General features: G+C 65.1%; 14 protein-coding genes. 6 read left to right on the top strand and 8 right to left on the bottom strand.

Going from position 1 to position 16222, the window contains the following annotated elements; genetic code table 11:
- The first annotated feature begins 3 nt into the window (after positions 1-3).
- Complete coding sequence (locus BN2475_RS18645) at positions 4-1401, top strand: formimidoylglutamate deiminase (protein WP_094780971.1); 1398 nt, start codon at positions 4-6, stop codon at positions 1399-1401.
- 137 nt (positions 1402-1538) lie between these two features.
- Positions 1539-2351, top strand: a complete 813-nt coding sequence (gene hutG, locus BN2475_RS18640) for an N-formylglutamate deformylase (RefSeq protein WP_094780970.1) — start codon at positions 1539-1541, stop codon at positions 2349-2351.
- A 366-nt stretch (positions 2352-2717) separates the two neighbouring features.
- Here hutG and BN2475_RS36235 read toward each other — a convergent pair whose 3' ends face one another.
- On the bottom strand, positions 2718-2852 hold the full coding sequence (locus BN2475_RS36235) for a hypothetical protein (protein WP_281254234.1): 135 nt from the start codon (positions 2850-2852) through the stop codon (positions 2718-2720).
- 294 nt (positions 2853-3146) lie between these two features.
- Here BN2475_RS36235 and BN2475_RS18635 point away from each other — a divergent pair, with 294 nt between their 5' ends.
- Positions 3147-3809 (top strand): hypothetical protein, encoded by a 663-nt coding sequence (locus BN2475_RS18635; RefSeq protein WP_094780969.1) that lies wholly within the window; start codon positions 3147-3149, stop codon positions 3807-3809.
- Between the two features lie 123 nt (positions 3810-3932).
- Here the strand turns inward: BN2475_RS18635 and BN2475_RS18630 are convergent, their stop codons facing one another.
- Positions 3933-4535 carry a hypothetical protein gene (locus tag BN2475_RS18630; protein WP_094780968.1) on the bottom strand — a complete coding sequence of 201 codons (603 nt, stop codon included), beginning with the start codon at positions 4533-4535 and terminating at the stop codon, positions 3933-3935.
- Positions 4536-4643: 108 nt separating this feature from the next.
- Between BN2475_RS18630 and BN2475_RS18625 the strand changes: the two genes are divergently transcribed.
- Together BN2475_RS18625 and BN2475_RS18620 are read left to right on the top strand one after the other, a co-directional pair.
- Complete coding sequence (locus BN2475_RS18625) at positions 4644-5615, top strand: helix-turn-helix transcriptional regulator (protein WP_094780967.1); 972 nt, start codon at positions 4644-4646, stop codon at positions 5613-5615.
- An 11-nt stretch (positions 5616-5626) separates the two neighbouring features.
- Entirely contained in the window at positions 5627-7516 is a 1890-nt protein-coding gene (locus BN2475_RS18620; protein WP_245841385.1) for a DUF3857 domain-containing transglutaminase family protein, read from the top strand.
- Positions 7517-7604: 88 nt separating this feature from the next.
- Here the strand turns inward: BN2475_RS18620 and BN2475_RS18615 are convergent, their stop codons facing one another.
- From BN2475_RS18615 to BN2475_RS34530, 6 genes are all read right to left on the bottom strand, one after another.
- Positions 7605-8756 (bottom strand): branched-chain amino acid ABC transporter substrate-binding protein, encoded by a 1152-nt coding sequence (locus BN2475_RS18615; protein ID WP_094781001.1) that lies wholly within the window; start codon positions 8754-8756, stop codon positions 7605-7607.
- A 489-nt stretch (positions 8757-9245) separates the two neighbouring features.
- Positions 9246-9707, bottom strand: a complete 462-nt coding sequence (locus BN2475_RS18610; RefSeq protein WP_094780966.1) for a hypothetical protein — start codon at positions 9705-9707, stop codon at positions 9246-9248.
- Positions 9708-9880: 173 nt separating this feature from the next.
- Entirely contained in the window at positions 9881-10747 is an 867-nt protein-coding gene (gene pdxY / locus BN2475_RS18605) for a pyridoxal kinase PdxY (RefSeq protein WP_094780965.1), read from the bottom strand.
- A 390-nt stretch (positions 10748-11137) separates the two neighbouring features.
- Positions 11138-12598, bottom strand: coding sequence for a glycogen synthase GlgA (glgA, locus tag BN2475_RS18600; RefSeq protein ID WP_094780964.1), 1461 nt, complete (start codon positions 12596-12598; stop codon positions 11138-11140).
- A gap of 134 nt (positions 12599-12732) precedes the next feature.
- Positions 12733-14004, bottom strand: coding sequence for a glucose-1-phosphate adenylyltransferase (gene glgC / locus BN2475_RS18595; RefSeq protein WP_094780963.1), 1272 nt, complete (start codon positions 14002-14004; stop codon positions 12733-12735).
- A gap of 541 nt (positions 14005-14545) precedes the next feature.
- Entirely contained in the window at positions 14546-14956 is a 411-nt protein-coding gene (locus BN2475_RS34530; RefSeq protein ID WP_162494333.1) for a hypothetical protein, read from the bottom strand.
- On the opposite strand from BN2475_RS34530, the gene BN2475_RS18590 reads away from it, so the two are divergent.
- Entirely contained in the window at positions 14847-15995 is a 1149-nt protein-coding gene (locus BN2475_RS18590; RefSeq protein ID WP_094780962.1) for an alpha/beta fold hydrolase, read from the top strand. The two genes, BN2475_RS34530 and BN2475_RS18590, sit on opposite strands and share 110 nt — an antisense overlap.
- Positions 15996-16222: the final 227 nt, after the last annotated feature.

The raw sequence follows: 16222 nt of genomic DNA, 5'->3' as shown, positions 1-16222 counted from the left end.
GAGATGACGCAATCCAATCAATCGCTGTTCGCCGCTGACGCGTACCTGCCGGATGGCTGGCGCCGTAACGTGCTGCTGGAATGGGACGCAAACGGCACGCTGAGTGCCGTTACGGCGGATCATTCCGGCGCGCCTGCCGGTGTGCCGAAGGCGGCGGGCCCGCTTATACCTGGCATGCCTAACCTTCATTCGCACGCGTTCCAGCGCGCGATGGCCGGTCTCACCGAGTATCGCGCCGCGTCTGGCACAGGCGCCACCGACAACTTCTGGAGCTGGCGCGATCTGATGTATCGGTTCGCCGCGCGCATCACGCCGGAAGGTCTCGCGAGCATCGCGCACTGGCTGTACATCGAAATGCTGAAGGCGGGTTATACGTCGGTGTGCGAGTTCCATTACGTGCATCACACAGCGGATGGCAGCCGGTACGCGAATCAGGCGGAGCTTGCGCAACGTGTCGTGGAGGCCGCGTCGACGAGCGGAATTGGCATGACGATGCTGCCGGTGCTGTATCAGTACAGCGGCTTCGGTGCGCGTGCGCCGCGCGACGATCAGCGGCGTTTCATCAACACGCCGGAAGGCCTGCTCGACCTGCTCGGCACGTTGCGCGCGGCGCGTCCGGAAAACGCCACGCTGCGTTATGGCGTGGCGCCGCATTCGCTGCGCGCGGTCTCGCAGGAATCGTTGCGTACGCTGCTTGGCGGCATCGATGCCGATACGCCTGTCCATATCCATATCGCCGAACAGACCGCCGAGGTCGACGCGTGTGTCGAAATGGAGGGCGCGCGTCCGGTGCAATGGCTGCTCGATCGTTTTGACGTGGATAGTCGCTGGTGCCTCGTGCATGCCACCCATGTCGACGCGAACGAAACGCTTGCACTCGCGAAAAGCGGGGCGGTGGCCGGCCTGTGCCTGACCACCGAAGCCAATCTCGGTGACGGCATCTTTCCGGCGCAGCCGTACCTCGACGCGCAAGGGCGCATCGGTGTGGGCTCGGATAGCCATATCGCGGTCGACTGGCGCGCCGAATTGCGTCTGCTCGAATATGGCCAGCGCCTGATGCGCCGGCAGCGCAATGTGCTGGCGTCGGCGCAGGCCACGCATGTCGCGGACCGTTTGTTCAGCGCCGCGCTCGACGGCGGCGCGCACGCGACGGGCCGCGCGGTTGGCGCATTGCAGCCCGGCCACCGCGCGGACTGGCTCGTGCTCGACGCCGATCATGCGAGCATCGCCGAGCACGCGCCGCACGCGTGGTTGTCGGGCGTTGTATTCTGCGAGCACGGCGAGACGCCGATTCGCGACGTCTACGCGGGCGGCGACAAGGTCGTCGAGAACCGCCGGCATCGCGACGAAGAGGGCGCTTATGTGCGCTATCGCGCGGCGCTGGCTGAATTGGTCAAATGAGTTGCTTCAGATGAGTTTGCTTCAGATGAGCTGATCGAGCGGGTAGCGCAAATGCGTTGCGCGAATGAGTGCCGCACATCGGGCTGCTCGCGTTGCTTGCTGAACCGATCCTTCGATTACATCGATTCCGGACTGACATGACCGCATTGAATACTTCGCCGGTTTTCTCGCTGCATCAGGGAAGCTTGCCGCTGCTGATCTCGATCCCTCATCTGGGCACGCAAATCCCCGCTGACATCGCCGCAACGATGACACCGGTCGCGCAACGCACCGACGATTGCGACTGGCATCTGGATCGTCTCTATGGCTTCGCGAAACGGCTCGGCGCGTCGATTCTCGCGCCGACCTACGCACGCTACGTGATCGATCTGAACCGCCCGCCCGACGGTGCGAACCTCTATCCCGGGCAGGACACGACCGGTCTGCTGCCGGTCGATACGTTCGACAAGGAGCCGTTGTATCTCGATGGGCATCTGCCCGGCGAGGCCGAAGTCGCGCGTCGCCGCGAAGCGTACTGGAAGCCCTATCACGCGGCGCTGGCTGGCGAACTGGCGGCGCTCAAGGCGAAGCACGGCAATGTGCTGCTGTGGGAAGCGCATTCGATCCGCTCGCATGTGCCGCGTTTCTTCGCAGGACGTCTGCCGGATTTCAACTTCGGTACGTCGAACGGCGCGAGCGCGGTGGCGGGCATAGCCGATGAATTGACCGCCATGGTCGAGCGGCACGGCGGATATACGGCGGTCGCCAATGGACGCTTCAAGGGCGGCTATATCACGCGGCAATACGGACAGCCCGCGCAGGGCGTGCATGCGGTGCAACTCGAACTATCGCAGGTCACGTATATGCAGGAGCAGATGCCGTATGCGTATGATGAAACGCTGGCCGCGCAGGTTCAGCCTCTGCTGGAAGCGCTGGTGACGGCGGCGTTGGAGCGTGTCGAGGTGGCGTGAGGACGTCGCGGGAAGGTATGCAAGGGCAGCAAAAAAGCAGCAAAGCACCGAAGGCAGCAAAGGCAGCAAGCCACAAAGGCACCAAGCCACGATTATCGCCGCAAGCCACTCACCCCTTCACCACGCGGTTCACGGTGCTGCGCGATCGCGCACGACCCTGTCCGCGTCGGCCAACCATCAGCCGCCTCAAGCGAAGATGTAACAGCATGTGTCCGTAATTGCGTGCCGACGTGTTCACGCGGTACGTATGAAGCGTCGGCGCCGACGCGCCTGAACCGTCGAGCGAAAACCGCGGTGCAAAAAAACCCCGCCTAGGCGGGGCTTGGCGATGCGTGCCGCGTCCGTCAGGCCGCGGCATCACTACCATTAATGGCAGCGCTTTTCCCAGTGATGGTGGATGTGCACCTTGTGGCACTCGTGATGATGCTCATACGCTTGCGCGGGGGCGATTGCGCTCAAGGCGACGACGGCCGCGGCCATGGCGAGAACGATTTTCTTCATTACAAAACCTTTGGGTCAATATGGTGGAGCGGCCGGCGCAGCGCGGGACGTGCCGCGCCGGGTTGCAAGCATGCCACATTGCGCACGTCGAGCGTAGGAACGCGGCACGAATGCGTGTGTCAATGCAACACGTGGCACGTTGCAACCGCTCGCGAGCGCGCAAACTGATTGCAAAAGGATCGCAAGCGGACACAACGGGATTGCGCGTCGTGCGATGAAACGGCTACCCTTTCAAAACGGTGACGTGCGCGAGCGCGTCGTCACGACATCGGGCAAAAGATGGAAGACCCAGCGATGGAAGATTCCGACGAATTGCTGCTCCCGGTCTGGCGAGCGAACCTGGTGCTGCTGACCCGCGAGGTCGGCGCGGCGACCCGCCTCGCGCGCATGATGACCTTCTCCGCGAGCTACCTGAAATTGATGTTGTCCGGTCAGCGCGAATTCAGCGAGGAATTCGTGCGCGGCGTCGAAGCGGTCACGGGTTTGCCGAATCGCTGGATGAACGTGCCGCACACCGAACACGACATACCGCCCAACGCCCGCGAGGCAATTGACAACGAACAGCCGCTCGCGCGGTTTCGCGGCACCGCGCATCCGGTGCGAAAGAAGACAGTGCTGCGGCCCGAGCCGATTTTCGGTCAGCCGGCGCCGGCCAGACGCGTCGAGGACGAAACGCTCGACGCCGAAGCGCATCGACGTCACGCGTACTTTCGCAAGGTCCGCGATCTGGCGCTTCAGGACGTGCGGCGTTTCGAGCGGCATCTGAGTCACGCGCCGGTGGAGTTGTCGTCGATGCGCGCGAAGGTGGAGGAGGTGATCGCCGCCGCCGATCTCTACGACCCGATCCAGGCCGACCTCGCTGGCCGGCTCGAGCAGATCGAGAAGCATCGCGAATTGCTGCTCCGGCATGTGGAGCGCTTGCAGGCCTTACTGGGACAACTCGGCGACGGCGATTGATGCGATTGACGCGACTGACCCGACTGACCCGACTGACCCGACTGACCCGACTGACCCGACTGACACGACTGACACGACTGACACGATCGACACGATCGACACGATCGACACGATCGGCGCGGATCACGCGCCCCGGCGCCGCGCGTGAAACTGGGCCTCGAGCGTCCACGTCACGCCGTCCGGTGCGAGCGCCACGCCGGTCCAACGGAACGAATCGCGGGTGATGTCGGTGAAATTCCAGCGAATCGGCGTGCCGTCGGCGTGCGTGCCGATCTGCACGAGATCGTTGCCGATGCGCCGGCCGATCAACTCGTCGCGCTGGCCGGTCTGCGGGTTGACGTAAGTCACGCGCCACACGCGCCGCGCCGGGTCCCAGATGCGCAGCGTGGTGCCATACATGGCGAGGACAGGCTCGGCGGCGTTGCGGGTTTCCCCCGGTTGGCCGGCGTTGCCGGTGGCATGCCCGTCGTCACGCTCGCCACGCTCGCTTCGCGGCGGCATGATCCACACATCCTGCACCGCGCGTCCTTCCAGCACCCAGCCAAAATGAATCTCACCACGCCGGGGCGCGTCGCGCAAGTCGACGCGGTAGTGCACCACGTTCATGTCCCAACTGCCGATCAGCCAGCCGTACAGATCGTCTGCCGCGTCGATATCGGCGGCGCGTGCGGATGCGCTCAACGCGGCGTGAAAGCTTTCTTCGAGGCCGTTTTCCAGTCTGCTCATGCTACGTTCTCCGTGGATTCGTCGTCGGATCGACATCGCCGGAACCCAATGAACCGCGTGGCCCGCCGATGTGCTAAAACCACGATACGGACCTGGCCGAGGTGCATCTTGGGGAAAATTGCCGTCACGTTGCAGCAGGCGCTCGCGCGGCGCGACCGGGACGGCGCGCGTCGCGGCACGACCTCGCGCGTGCTGGCGCAGGGCGCGGGCTGGCAGGTCTCGGACCGGCTTTGCACGCTCGGTCCGTGCGACCAGCCATTCGAGGAACAGCACACCGGCGTGTGCATCGCGATGGTGGTGGCCGGCTCGTTCGACTATCGCGCCGCGCCGGGCCGCGAGTTGCTGACGCCGGGCGCGTTGCTGCTCGGCAATCCGGGCGAGTGTTTCGAGTGCGGCCATCGGCATGGGGTGGGCGATCGCTGCATTGCGTTTCACTATGCGCCGGGCTACTTCGAGCGGCTTGCCGCGGATGCGGGCGTCGGCAGCGGCCGGTTGAACTTCCCGCGGGCGCGCGTAGCGTCGCAGCGTGCGTTTTCGCCGTTGATCGCGCGGGCTTGCGCAGACGCTAGCGTCATTGCAGGCATCGATGCGCGCGTCAACACAGGCACCGATGCACGCGTCAATCCAGGCACCGATGCTGACGCAGCGTGCGACGCGGTGTGGGACGAACTGGCCGTCGAGCTGGCCGCCGCGACGCTGCGCGCGGCCGGCGTCGCGACGCGCGCCGCAGCGCCTGTCAGCGCCACGGCCAACGCGCGCGTCGCGCAGATCGTGCGGCTGATCGACGACACCCCTGGCGAGCCGCACACGTTGACGAGCCTCGCCGCCGCCGCGAACCTCAGCGAGTTCTACTTTCTGCGTACCTTCCAGCGCGTGACCGGCGTGACGCCGCATCAATACCTGTTGCGCACGCGTCTGCGGGCGGCGGCGCTGCGCCTTCAGGACGGTGGCGCGAAGATCGTCGATATAGCGTTCGATTGCGGCTTCAACGACCTGTCGAATTTCAATCACGCGTTTCGTGCCGAGTTTGCCGTGAGCCCGCGTGCGTGGCCCGCGCAGGGCAGCGCGCGTCGCCCATGACGCGGCGTCGCATGTTCGCGAGGCTGGCCGCTGCTGCAGTGCTCGCCGCGTACGCCGCCTTCGCCTGCGCTGCCGACGACAACGCGTCCGCCACCGCGAGCGACGATCGCACGCCTTCGACGATCGAGCTCGACGTCCACCTCTTCACGATCCAGCAAGACGGCTCGCTCGAGGAGCATGACGACACCGTGTTGCGGGCCAACACGACGAGCGGCGTCGACGACATCGCGCAACGCTACGTGTGGTTCAACAAGGACATCGAACAGGTGCAGTTGCTGGCGGCGGAGACGATCGACCGGAACGGCGTCGCGCATCCGGTCGGTCCCGAGGCGATCCGCGACGTGCAGGAGCCGCGTTCGGCCGGCGCGCCGAGTTTCGAGGACGGCGTGCTGCGCACGGTGATCTTCCCGGGCGTGGAGCCCGGCGCGCGTGTGCATCTGGCGTTTCGCAAGACCCGCACGAAGCCGTTGCGGACGGGCAGCTTCGCGTACCTGGTCGAGCCGACGCGCGAGCCCGTCGAACTGCAACGGCTGATCTTCGATTTGCCCGCCGACGTGCCGCTGCATACCGACGCGCGTGGCTATGTCGCCGTGCCGCCGGTCACGCTGAACGGCCGGACCCGCTATGAATTCGACTACCGGCACGGTCCCTATGCGCCGCTCGAAGCGGGCGCGGTCGGCTACGCGAATTGGGGCGACCGCCTGATGGTCTCCACGCTGCCGGACTTCGCGAGCCTGGCCGCGCGTTATCGCGAGGCCGCCGTCGACGCGACGATGCGCGACCCCGCCATCGTGGCGCTCGCGCAAGGCCTGACGGCCGGCGTCGCCGAGCCGCGTGCGAAGGCCCGGATACTGTACGACTGGATGCGTTTCAACATTCGCTACGTCGCGCTGTTTCTCGGCGAGACGGCGACGATCCCGCACAAGGCGATCGACATCCTGCGCAACCGTTATGGCGACTGCAAGGATCACGTCGCATTGTTCAGCGCGCTGCTGGCCGCAGTCGGCATTCGCAGCGAGGCGGTGCTGCTCAATACCGGTCCGTACTATAGCTTGCCGGACGTGGCGGGTTACGGCGCGAGCACGATCAATCACGCAATTATATGGATTCCTGAATTGTCATTGTTCGCGGATACCACGGCGGGCGGCACGGCCTTCGGCTATCTGCCGCTGGGCGTGATGGACCGGCCCGTGCTGCTGGTCGACGAGGGCGTGTTCTCGCGCACGCCGGCCATCCAGCCACGCGAGCGCACGGCGCGCCTGCAGATCGACGTCGCCGAAAACGGCGCGGCGAACTATGCGTACCGCGTGGAGGATGCGGGTTATACCGCGGAGGTGGAGCGCAATGTGCTGCGCCGGGCGACGCGGCAGCGCACTCAGCAGATCGCGGCGAACCGTCTGCTGCTGACGGGCTTGCACGGCACGGCGCAGATGCGCACGGACGACGTCGCCGCGACCGATGGACCCTTCGCTACGTCGATGCAAGGCAGCGTCGCGCACTTCGTGTGGCAGGACGGCACTACGGCGGTGCCGGCGCTGACGAGTCTGTCCGGCGGGATGGGTTCGCAGGTGCGGACATGGCTCGCCGAGCCGGTCCGCACCCAGCCGTGGGCCTGCATCGGCGGCGAGTTCGACGAGACGCTGGAGATGACCCTGCCGCGCTTTGTCCGCGTGACGGACTTGCCGTCCGACACGGCGCTGCAGGACCGCTCGCTGGCGTTTTATTCGCGCTACGTATTCGATCCCGCGACGCGAACGCTGCAGGTCAGGCGGCACCTGCGCGCCGCCTTCGCACATCAGATGTGTTCTGCCAGTGAGTTCACCGACATGAAGGATGACCTCGTGCGCATCGAGCGCGATCTCGATGCCGAGCTGGTGGTCAAGGCGGCGAGCGCGAAGTAGCGAGGGTTCTGCCGGAAGATCATCCGACCGGTTCGCTCCGCCTGATCGTTGCAGCCCGGCCCGTCGTCTGGTCCGGGCTGCCCGCGGCTCAAGTGCCGCTCTTCGTTACGATCGGCACCCAGGCGCCGTTCTTGACCTGGTAGAGCGTGGATGCGCCGCTCTTCAACGCGCCGGTGTTATCGAACGAGATCTTGCCGGTCACGCCATCGTAATCGACCGCCTTCAACACGGGACGATACGTCGCCGGCGAGGTGGACTTGGCCTGCTGCATCGCCTTGATCGCAACCCATGCGCCGTCATAGCCGAACGGCGCATACGACAGGATGTCGACGCCGAAACGCTTCTTGAACTTCGCGGAGAAATCCTTGCCGCCTGGCAGCTGCGCGAGCGGACGGCCGTATTCCCATGCCATCACGCCGTCGGCCGCGTCGCCCGCGAGCTTGATGAAATCCGGGTCCATCACGCCGCCGCCGCCCACCAGTTGCGCGTTCAACCCGAGTTGCTTCATGCGTCTCGCGAAGCCCGCCGCCTGGTTGTCCAGGCCGCCGAAGAAGATCAGATCCGCATTCGCGCCTTTGATCCTGGTGATCTGCGTGCTGAAGTCCACCGCGTGATTGTCGGTGTACTCGCGCGCCACGATGTTGCCGCCGCGCGCCTTCACCGCCTTCTCGAACTCGTCGGCCTCGCCCTGGCCGAACGCGGTGCGGTCGTCGATGATCGCAATGCGCTTGGCCTTGGTCACGTCCACCGCGTACGCGCCCGCGTTGCCGGCGTTCTGCGCATCGGTGGAAATCACCATGAAGGTGTTGGCAAAACCGCGGCCGGTGATGACCGGATTGGTGGCGGCCGGGTCGAGCACCGGAATGCCGGCGTGCTCATACACCTGCGACGCGGGAATCGTCGTGCCGGAATTGAAGTGGCCCACCACCACCGACACACCCGAGTCGACCAGCTTCTGCGCGGCCTGCACGCCGATGCGCGGGTCTGCCTGGTCGTCCTGCGAGACGATTTCGAACTGCGCCACCTTGTCGCCGATCCTGATCTTCTGCGCATTGGCTTCTTCGATCGCGAGCCGGACGCCGTTTTCCAGATCCTTGCCGTAACCGGCGTTGGCGCCCGTGAGCGGCGCGGCAAAGCCGATCTTCACTGGCAGATCGTCGGCGCGACTGGTCAGCGGCGCGATTGCACAGACGGCGCCGATGAAGATGGCAAGCGGTTTCAGCGTGTTGCGAAGACTCATGGTTTCTCCTTCCATCGACAGTTCAAGTGTGAAAACGGCAAGGCACTAACGCTGGATCGACTCGCGAGCCGCGGCTTCGCTGCGCGCGCATGAGAGATTACGAATGATCGGTCGCTACTAACAATGCTGGAATACGCGCAGTCGAGTTCGCGTGCGATTCAGAAGCGAGTCAATCTGGCGCGAATATAGAAAGCCAATTTGCCGCCGTCTTGGTAATTCGAGGCGCTTTGGATGAGCATTTCGGCACAGCTCGCGCGGCGCGTGGACGGGCGGGCCGTTGGTGGCGGCGGGTGGGGTGCCGATTGCGGCACATGCTTAAGAAACCGGCGCGAGCGCGCCGGCTACGGGAGTGAACTGATTGTGGTGGCAGTCTGGTGGCACGGTCCGTTGGCGCGGTCGCGCCACGAGTCCATGCGAGTGGGTGGCAAAACTATCGCAAGCGGCGCGCCGAACCAACGCGCGCCGAGTCAACGCGTCGACCCGGCGCCCTTAACGCTCGCCCTGCTGGCGCGACAACTCCTCACGCAGGCGCAGCAGCGGCGCCTTGGTGTCCTCGTCGGCCCAGGTGTCGAGATCGTCGATCGCGCGCTGGCAGCCGTCGAGCACCAGGTCGAGGTCCACCGGCACGCCGTTGTTCAGCGCGAATTCGATGGTCTGCGCGAACTGCTCGCATTCGTCCTCGCCGTACGAGATGTCGAGGTTGTCGGCGATCACTTCGGCGATGTTGCTGCGCGCCTTGTCGTCGGCCGTCACCATGTCGATGATGCCGCGCGCCACGGCCGGCGAGTAGTAAAGCGCGATGTCGAGCCATTGTGCAGGATCGAAGTCGGCCTGGTCGAACTGGTTCTCGAAGTACTCGATCGCTTCCTGTTCGTGCACTTCGTCGGCGTCGACGCTGATGCACAACTGCTCAAAATATTCTTCCTGCTCGCTGCGGATGTAACCGTCCATCGATGCCTCGTCTGCTGAATGCCGGATGCCTGAAAAACGCACTGTGGACGGGCCGGGCCTCGTCCACGCGGCAGGCATTATAGGACGCCTCGCTGACAGGCGCGGCGGGCGTCGCGGCGAACGGCGCACAGGCTCCCGGGGCAACGCATGCACGTTGCATACGTCAACAGACCTTAGGCGGTCTCCGCCACCCACGCGTCGAACCACTCGCGCGGCTGGGCGATTTCGTTCTGCGCGGCCACCAGTTCGAGTTCGTAACGTCCGGCTTGCCAGGTGGTTCTGACCACGCCATTCACGGCGGCCAGCGTGTGCTCGAATGCCGCGCGAATCGAATCGCCGAGCAGCGTGCGCGCGACGAACACCGCGCTCGTCAGATCGCCGACGCCCACCGGCTGCCGTGCGAATGGATAGAACGGACGTTGCCCCATCCATGCCTCGTGTTCGGTGACGACCAGCATGTTGAAGCGGTCGGCGGGACTGTCGCGATCGAGCAGATGCTTGACCAGCACGAGCTTCGGCCCACGCGCGATGACTTCGCGGCATGCCGTCACGGCTTCTTCGAGCGTCTCGATCTCGCGGCCCACCAGCCGCTGCAGTTCGGTATGGTTCGGCGCCATTGCGTCGGCCGCTTCCGGCATGGTGCGCACGAGGAACTCCTGGATCCCCGGTTCGACCTTGCAGCCGCTCGCCGCGCCCATCACGGGATCGCAGAAGTACCAGGCGCGTGGATTGGCGGCCTTCACCGCCTTGACGATCTCCAGCACCGCCTGCGCCTGCTCGGGCGTGCCCAGGTAACCGGAGAGCACGGCGTCGCAGCGCGGCAGCATGCCGATCGCGCCGATGCCGTCGACGAGTTCTTCCAGTTGCGACGCATTGATCGCGCTGCCGGTCCAATGGCCGTATTGCGTGTGGTTCGAGAACTGCACGGTATTGAGCGGCCAGACATTGACGCCGAGCCGGCGCATCGGAAACACGGCCGCACTGTTGCCGGCGTGCCCGAAGACGACATGTGACTGGATGCTCAGAACGTTTTTCGTCATGGTGTAGCCCGCGCAACCGGTGATGCGCGATCAAGGAGAGCCGGAATGGTGCGCCGCGCTGTCGATCAGAGGTCGGCCAGTCGACGCGTGCGGCAGGAGTTCTTCAGATGGTGCAAGAAAAATGCGCGCTTTGCATGTTTAGCAAACAATACATGAGTTTGCCGCGTGCGAGTCGATCCGTCCCCGCGTTGTTGCGTCGAACCATCAGACGTAGGGAACGGCGAGCGAGCGGTTGGCGCAGATCGACGCGGTAAGGGCGGGCGGGAAAGGGCGGGCAGGTAAGGGCAGGCGGGTCGGGGCAGGCGGTTCAGGCAACTCGCGCAGCTCCGGCGGCTCGATCGTTGCAGCCGTCCAGGCTCAGCCGTTGCAGATCCAACCGCCCGGGGCCACTCAGACCAGCTCCCGATACAACGCCAGATAACGCTCCGCCGACGCTCCCCAGCCGAAGTCCTGGCGCATTGCCCGCCGCTGCGTCGCCTTCCATTCGGTGCGGCGGCCGTACAGCGCGAACGCGCGGCGAATCGCGGCAACGAGGCCCGCGGGTTCGAATCGTTCAAAGACGAAGCCGGTGGCCAGATCGTCGGCGAGATTCTCCAGCGACGCGTCCAGCACCGTGTCCGCGAGGCCGCCCACGCCGTGCACCAGCGGCAGCGATCCATACGCCAACGCATACAGCTGGGTGAGCCCGCATGGCTCGAAGCGCGACGGCACCGCGATCACATCGCTGCCCGCGACGATGGTATGCGCAAGCGCTTCGTCGAAGCCGAGCTCCACCGCGAGCGACTCCGGGTGCGCGTGCGCGACGCGTTTCAAGCCGTTCTCCAGCGCCGGATCGCCGGTGCCGAACACCACCAGTTGCCCGCCGCGTTTGACGATCTCCGGCACCGCCCCGAGCAGCAGATCGAGGCCTTTCTGTTCAGTCAGGCGGCTCACCACGCCGAACAGCAAGGTGTCGCTTTTCTGCGCGAGGCCGAAGCGCTTTTGCAGCGCCTCCTTGCACGCGACTTTGCCGGCGAGGCGGGTGGCGGTGTAGTGAGTGGCGAGCAACGGGTCGGCGGCCGGATTCCAGATTGCATAGTCGACGCCGTTCAGGATGCCGCTCAGATCGTGCGCGCGCTGCCGCAACAGCCCGTCGAGCCCGCCGCCCTGGGCGAGCGTCTGGATTTCGCGGGCGTAGGTCGGGCTGACGGTCGTGATGCGGTCGCTGTAGTAGAGGCCCGCCTTCAGAAACGACAGCTGACCGTAGAACTCGACGCCGTGCACGCTGAAAAAATCGTCCGGCAGCGCGAGCTGGCCAAACTGATGCGCCGGAAAGATGCCTTGATACGCGAGGTTGTGCACCGTGAATACGCTGCGTGCCAGCGCCCGGCCATGCTGGCGTTCGGCCGCCTTCAGGTAGGCGGGCGCGAGCCCCGCATGCCAGTCATGCGCGTGGACGATCTGCGGCAACCACGCCGGGTCCAGCTGCTGCGCCAGTTGCGCGGCGACCCAGCCGAGCAGCGCAAAGCGCTGCGCGTTATCGCCGTACGGCACGTGCTGGTCGTCCAGATACGGATTGCCGGGCCGGTCGTAGAGCGACGCGGCGCGGATCACATAGACGATCAGACCATTCGACTCCAGCGTGCCCCGTTCGAGCGTGACCCCGGGCGTGTCGAAACGGCGCCCCAGCTGCGCGACCGTGCGCAGCTCGCTCACGCCGGCGAGCACCGCCGGGAAACCGGGCAGCAGCACCCGCACATCGGCGCCGCGCTCGATCAGCGCAGGTGGCAACGCGCCCGCGACGTCGGCGAGACCGCCCGTTTTGAGGAGGGGATACAGCTCGCTTGCGACGTGCAGCGCGCGAATCGTCATAGGCCAGATCTCGTTGCTGTGGGTTGTCCGGCCTGAGCCGGGCCAGGTGCGTGCAATGTGCGGGCAAGGCGCGGGCAATGTGCGGGCAGCCGACGCCAGCCGGCCGCCTGTGCCTGCGTCACTTGATCACTCGATCACTCGATGGTCTGTTTCTGCCGCAACGCTTCGGCCGTGACCAGCACGACGCCGTCCTCGGTCCGGTAGAAGCGCTCGGCGTCCTTCACTGGGTCTTCGCCGATCACGGTGCCGTCCGGTATCGCGCAGCCCCGGTCGATCACCACCTTCTGCAGCCGGCAGCTCGCGCCGACCGTCACCTGCGGCAACAAGACTGCCTCATTGATGTTACAGAACGAACTCACCTTGACGTTCGACGAAAGCACCGAGCGCGAAATCTGCGAGCCCGAGATCACGCAGCCGCCGCACACGATCAGGTTGTTGCCCGTGCCCTGCAGGCCCTTCAGGTCGCGCACGAACTTGGCGGGCGGCAACTGTTCCTGATACGTCCAGATCGGCCAGCTGCGGTCGTACAGGTCGAGGGTCGGGATGGTGGACGCGAGGTCGAGGTTGGCGGCCCAGTAGGCGTCGATCGTGCCGACGTCGCGCCAGTACGGCTCCACGCTCGGGTCCGACGACACGCACGACATGCTGAACGGGTGCGCGATCGCCGAGCCTTGCGTGACCACGCGTGGCAGGATGTCCTTGCCGAAGTCGTGATCGGTTTCGAGGGCGGCGATGTTCTCTTCGAGCAGCGAATACAGATAGTCGGCATTGAACACATAGATGCCCATGCTGGCGAGCGCCGTATCCGGGCGCCCGGGCATCGCGGGCGGGTCGGCGGGCTTTTCGACGAAGCCGGTCACGCGGCGGTTCTCATCCACGGCCATCACGCCGAACGCGACCGCGTCCATGCGCGGCACCTCGATGCAGCCGACCGTGCAATCCGCGCCGCTATCCGCGTGATCGGCGATCATGCGCGTGTAGTCCATCTTGTAGACATGGTCGCCCGCCAGCACCACCACATATTTCGGCCGGATCGAGCGGATGATGTCGAGGTTCTGGAACACCGCGTCGGCGGTGCCGCGATACCAGTGCGCGCCTTCCACGCGCTGTTGCGCCGGCCACAGATCGATGAACTCGCCCATCTCGCCGCGCAGGAAACTCCAGCCGCGCTGCAGGTGACGCAGCAGCGAATGCGCCTTGTACTGCGTGACCACGGCGATGCGGCGGATGCCGGAGTTCAGGCAGTTGGAGAGCGCGAAGTCGATGATCCGGTATTTGCCGCCGAAGTGCACGGCCGGCTTGACGCGTTTGTTGGTGAGCGGCCCGAGCCGCGTGCCCCGTCCGCCTGCGAGGACGATGGCGAGGGTAGTGCGCTGTAAGTCGTTCAGCCGTGCCGGAGTGGCCATGTCTGTCTCCTTTGTCGACCAGAGTTAGTGCTTTAGCACTTACTCTGGTCCCATGCTGAGGTTTGGCTGGAGTTAGCGCTTTAGCGCTTACTCCAGTCCCTCAGCGGTCGACCAGAGCTAGCGCTTTAGCGTTTACTCTGGTCCCATGCAAAGCACTTACTCCAGTCCCTCAGCGGTCGACCAGAGTTGACGCTTTAGCTGTTGGCCAGAGTTAGCGCTTCAGCACTTACTCTGGTCCCATGCAAAGCACCTACTGGTCCCATGCAAGATGGTTGCTGTCCGTATGCCCCGGATGATCTGGTCGTTTGCTCGCCATTGATGGTTCGTGCTGCCAGGCGCTGCGTGTTGCCTGGTGCTGCCTGGTATTGCCTGGTGCTGCCTGGTATCTGGTATTGCCTGGTGTTGCCGTGCATAGCTGCGGGATGCGGTATGGCGCGTTGTCCCACTCTCTTCGTCCCGTTGTGTCCCGCGTTGTCCCACTTTGTCCCGCCGTGTTCCGCTCCATGCCCTTGCGTGTTCGCGGGCCCGTCAGCTACTTCTATCACTGATTGGCCGCGAACGCGTAGTCTGAATTGTAAGGATGCCGCGCGTGCGTATCTTGCGCACAATCGGCTGTTGGATGACGGTTATCCGTGCGGCAAGTCACATAGAACGCGATACGCGCTTCGGCAATATGCATGCCAAACCGGCCGTACAGCAATCGGCTTGCGCAGCTCGCGGCGCAGTCTGGCGGCGCGTCGTAGAATCGTGCGCCCGGCGCCGGTGGATCGGGCGCCAGCCGAGTGGCGCCCGCAGCTCGCCGATGTGCCGCTGCGTCTTTCTTTTTCTGCCAGAAAATCTCGATGAGTATTCGCCGACATCTCCTGCCTGGCCTGTTGAGCGCCTGTGCGTGGGCCTTCGCGCCCGCCGTTTCCTCTGCTTCATCCGCCACGCCGGCGAGCGCCGCCGCCATGAGCGAGGCCAGCCCGGGCGCCGGCAATGCCGCCGAGTCCCAGGCCGGCCTGGTTACCGGCGCTGCTACCGACGCTGCCGCCGACGCCGGCGGCCCGGCTTACGGACCCGAACTCCAGGGTTTCACCTATCCCGCGCCGGTCGAGCGGTTCAACTTCACGTCGCAAGGCGTGCCGCTGCAGATGGCGTACATGGACGTCAAGCCAGCGCATCCGAACGGCCGCACGGTGGTCCTGCTGCACGGCAAGAACTTCTGCGCGGCGACGTGGGACGCCACCATCCATCGGCTCAGCGACGCAGGCGATCGCGTGATCGCGCCGGACCAGATCGGCTTTTGCAAATCGAGCAAGCCCGAGCACTATCAGTACAGCTTCCAGCAGCTCGCGCGCAATACTCACGCGCTGCTCGAATCGCTCGGCGTGACGCAAGCGACGATGATCGGCCATTCGACCGGCGGCATGCTCGCCATCCGCTATGCGCTGATGTATCCGCGCGAGACCCAGCAACTCGTGCTGGTGAACCCGATCGGTCTCGAGGACTGGAAGGCGAAGGGTGTGCCGTCGCTGTCGGTGGACCAGTGGTATGAGCGCGAATTGAAGACGAGCGCCGACGGCATCCGCCGCTACGAACAGTCCACCTACTACGCGGGCCAGTGGCGCGCGGACTACGAACCGTGGGTGCAGATGCTGGCGGGGATGTATCGTGGGCCGGGCAAGCAGATCGTCGCGTGGAATTCCGCGCTGCTGTACGACATGATTTACACGCAGCCGGTGGTGTACGAGCTGGGGCAGTTGAGCATGCCGACGCTCCTGCTGATTGGTCAGAAGGACACCACCGCAATAGGCAAGGACGCCGCGCCACCAGATGTGCGCGCGAAGCTCGGCCATTACCCGGAACTGGGCAAGGCGGCCGCGAAAGCGATTCCGCATGCAACGCTCGTCGAATTCGCGGGGTTGGGGCATGCGCCGCAGATGCAGGACCCGCAAGCGTTTCATCAGGCGCTGCTGGATGGGATGGCGGCGGTGCCGGCGAATCGGTGAGCGTTCAAACGGCTTTTTGTCCTGCCACCGTGATCCTGCGTCGTTCACCGCCAGGCGAGACTGCCTGGCGGCTACTTGATGGATCTTCGCGGACTCCCAGGGAGGACGCTTGCGGACAGGCTGTAGTCGGGCCAATAGCCGCCGATCACCGTCGCCGTCACGCGGACCTTGGAGCGGCTGCTCAGCGCAGATTGCGGACTTTCATGCTCCGTAGGTCACTGTCGTTC

Source organism: Paraburkholderia ribeironis, from assembly GCF_900019265.1.
In the GTDB taxonomy this organism is placed as follows: Bacteria; Pseudomonadota; Gammaproteobacteria; order Burkholderiales; family Burkholderiaceae; genus Paraburkholderia; species Paraburkholderia ribeironis.
The sequence above is the reverse complement of the archived record's forward strand: the minus strand, read 5'-3'. Positions and strand labels throughout refer to the sequence as shown.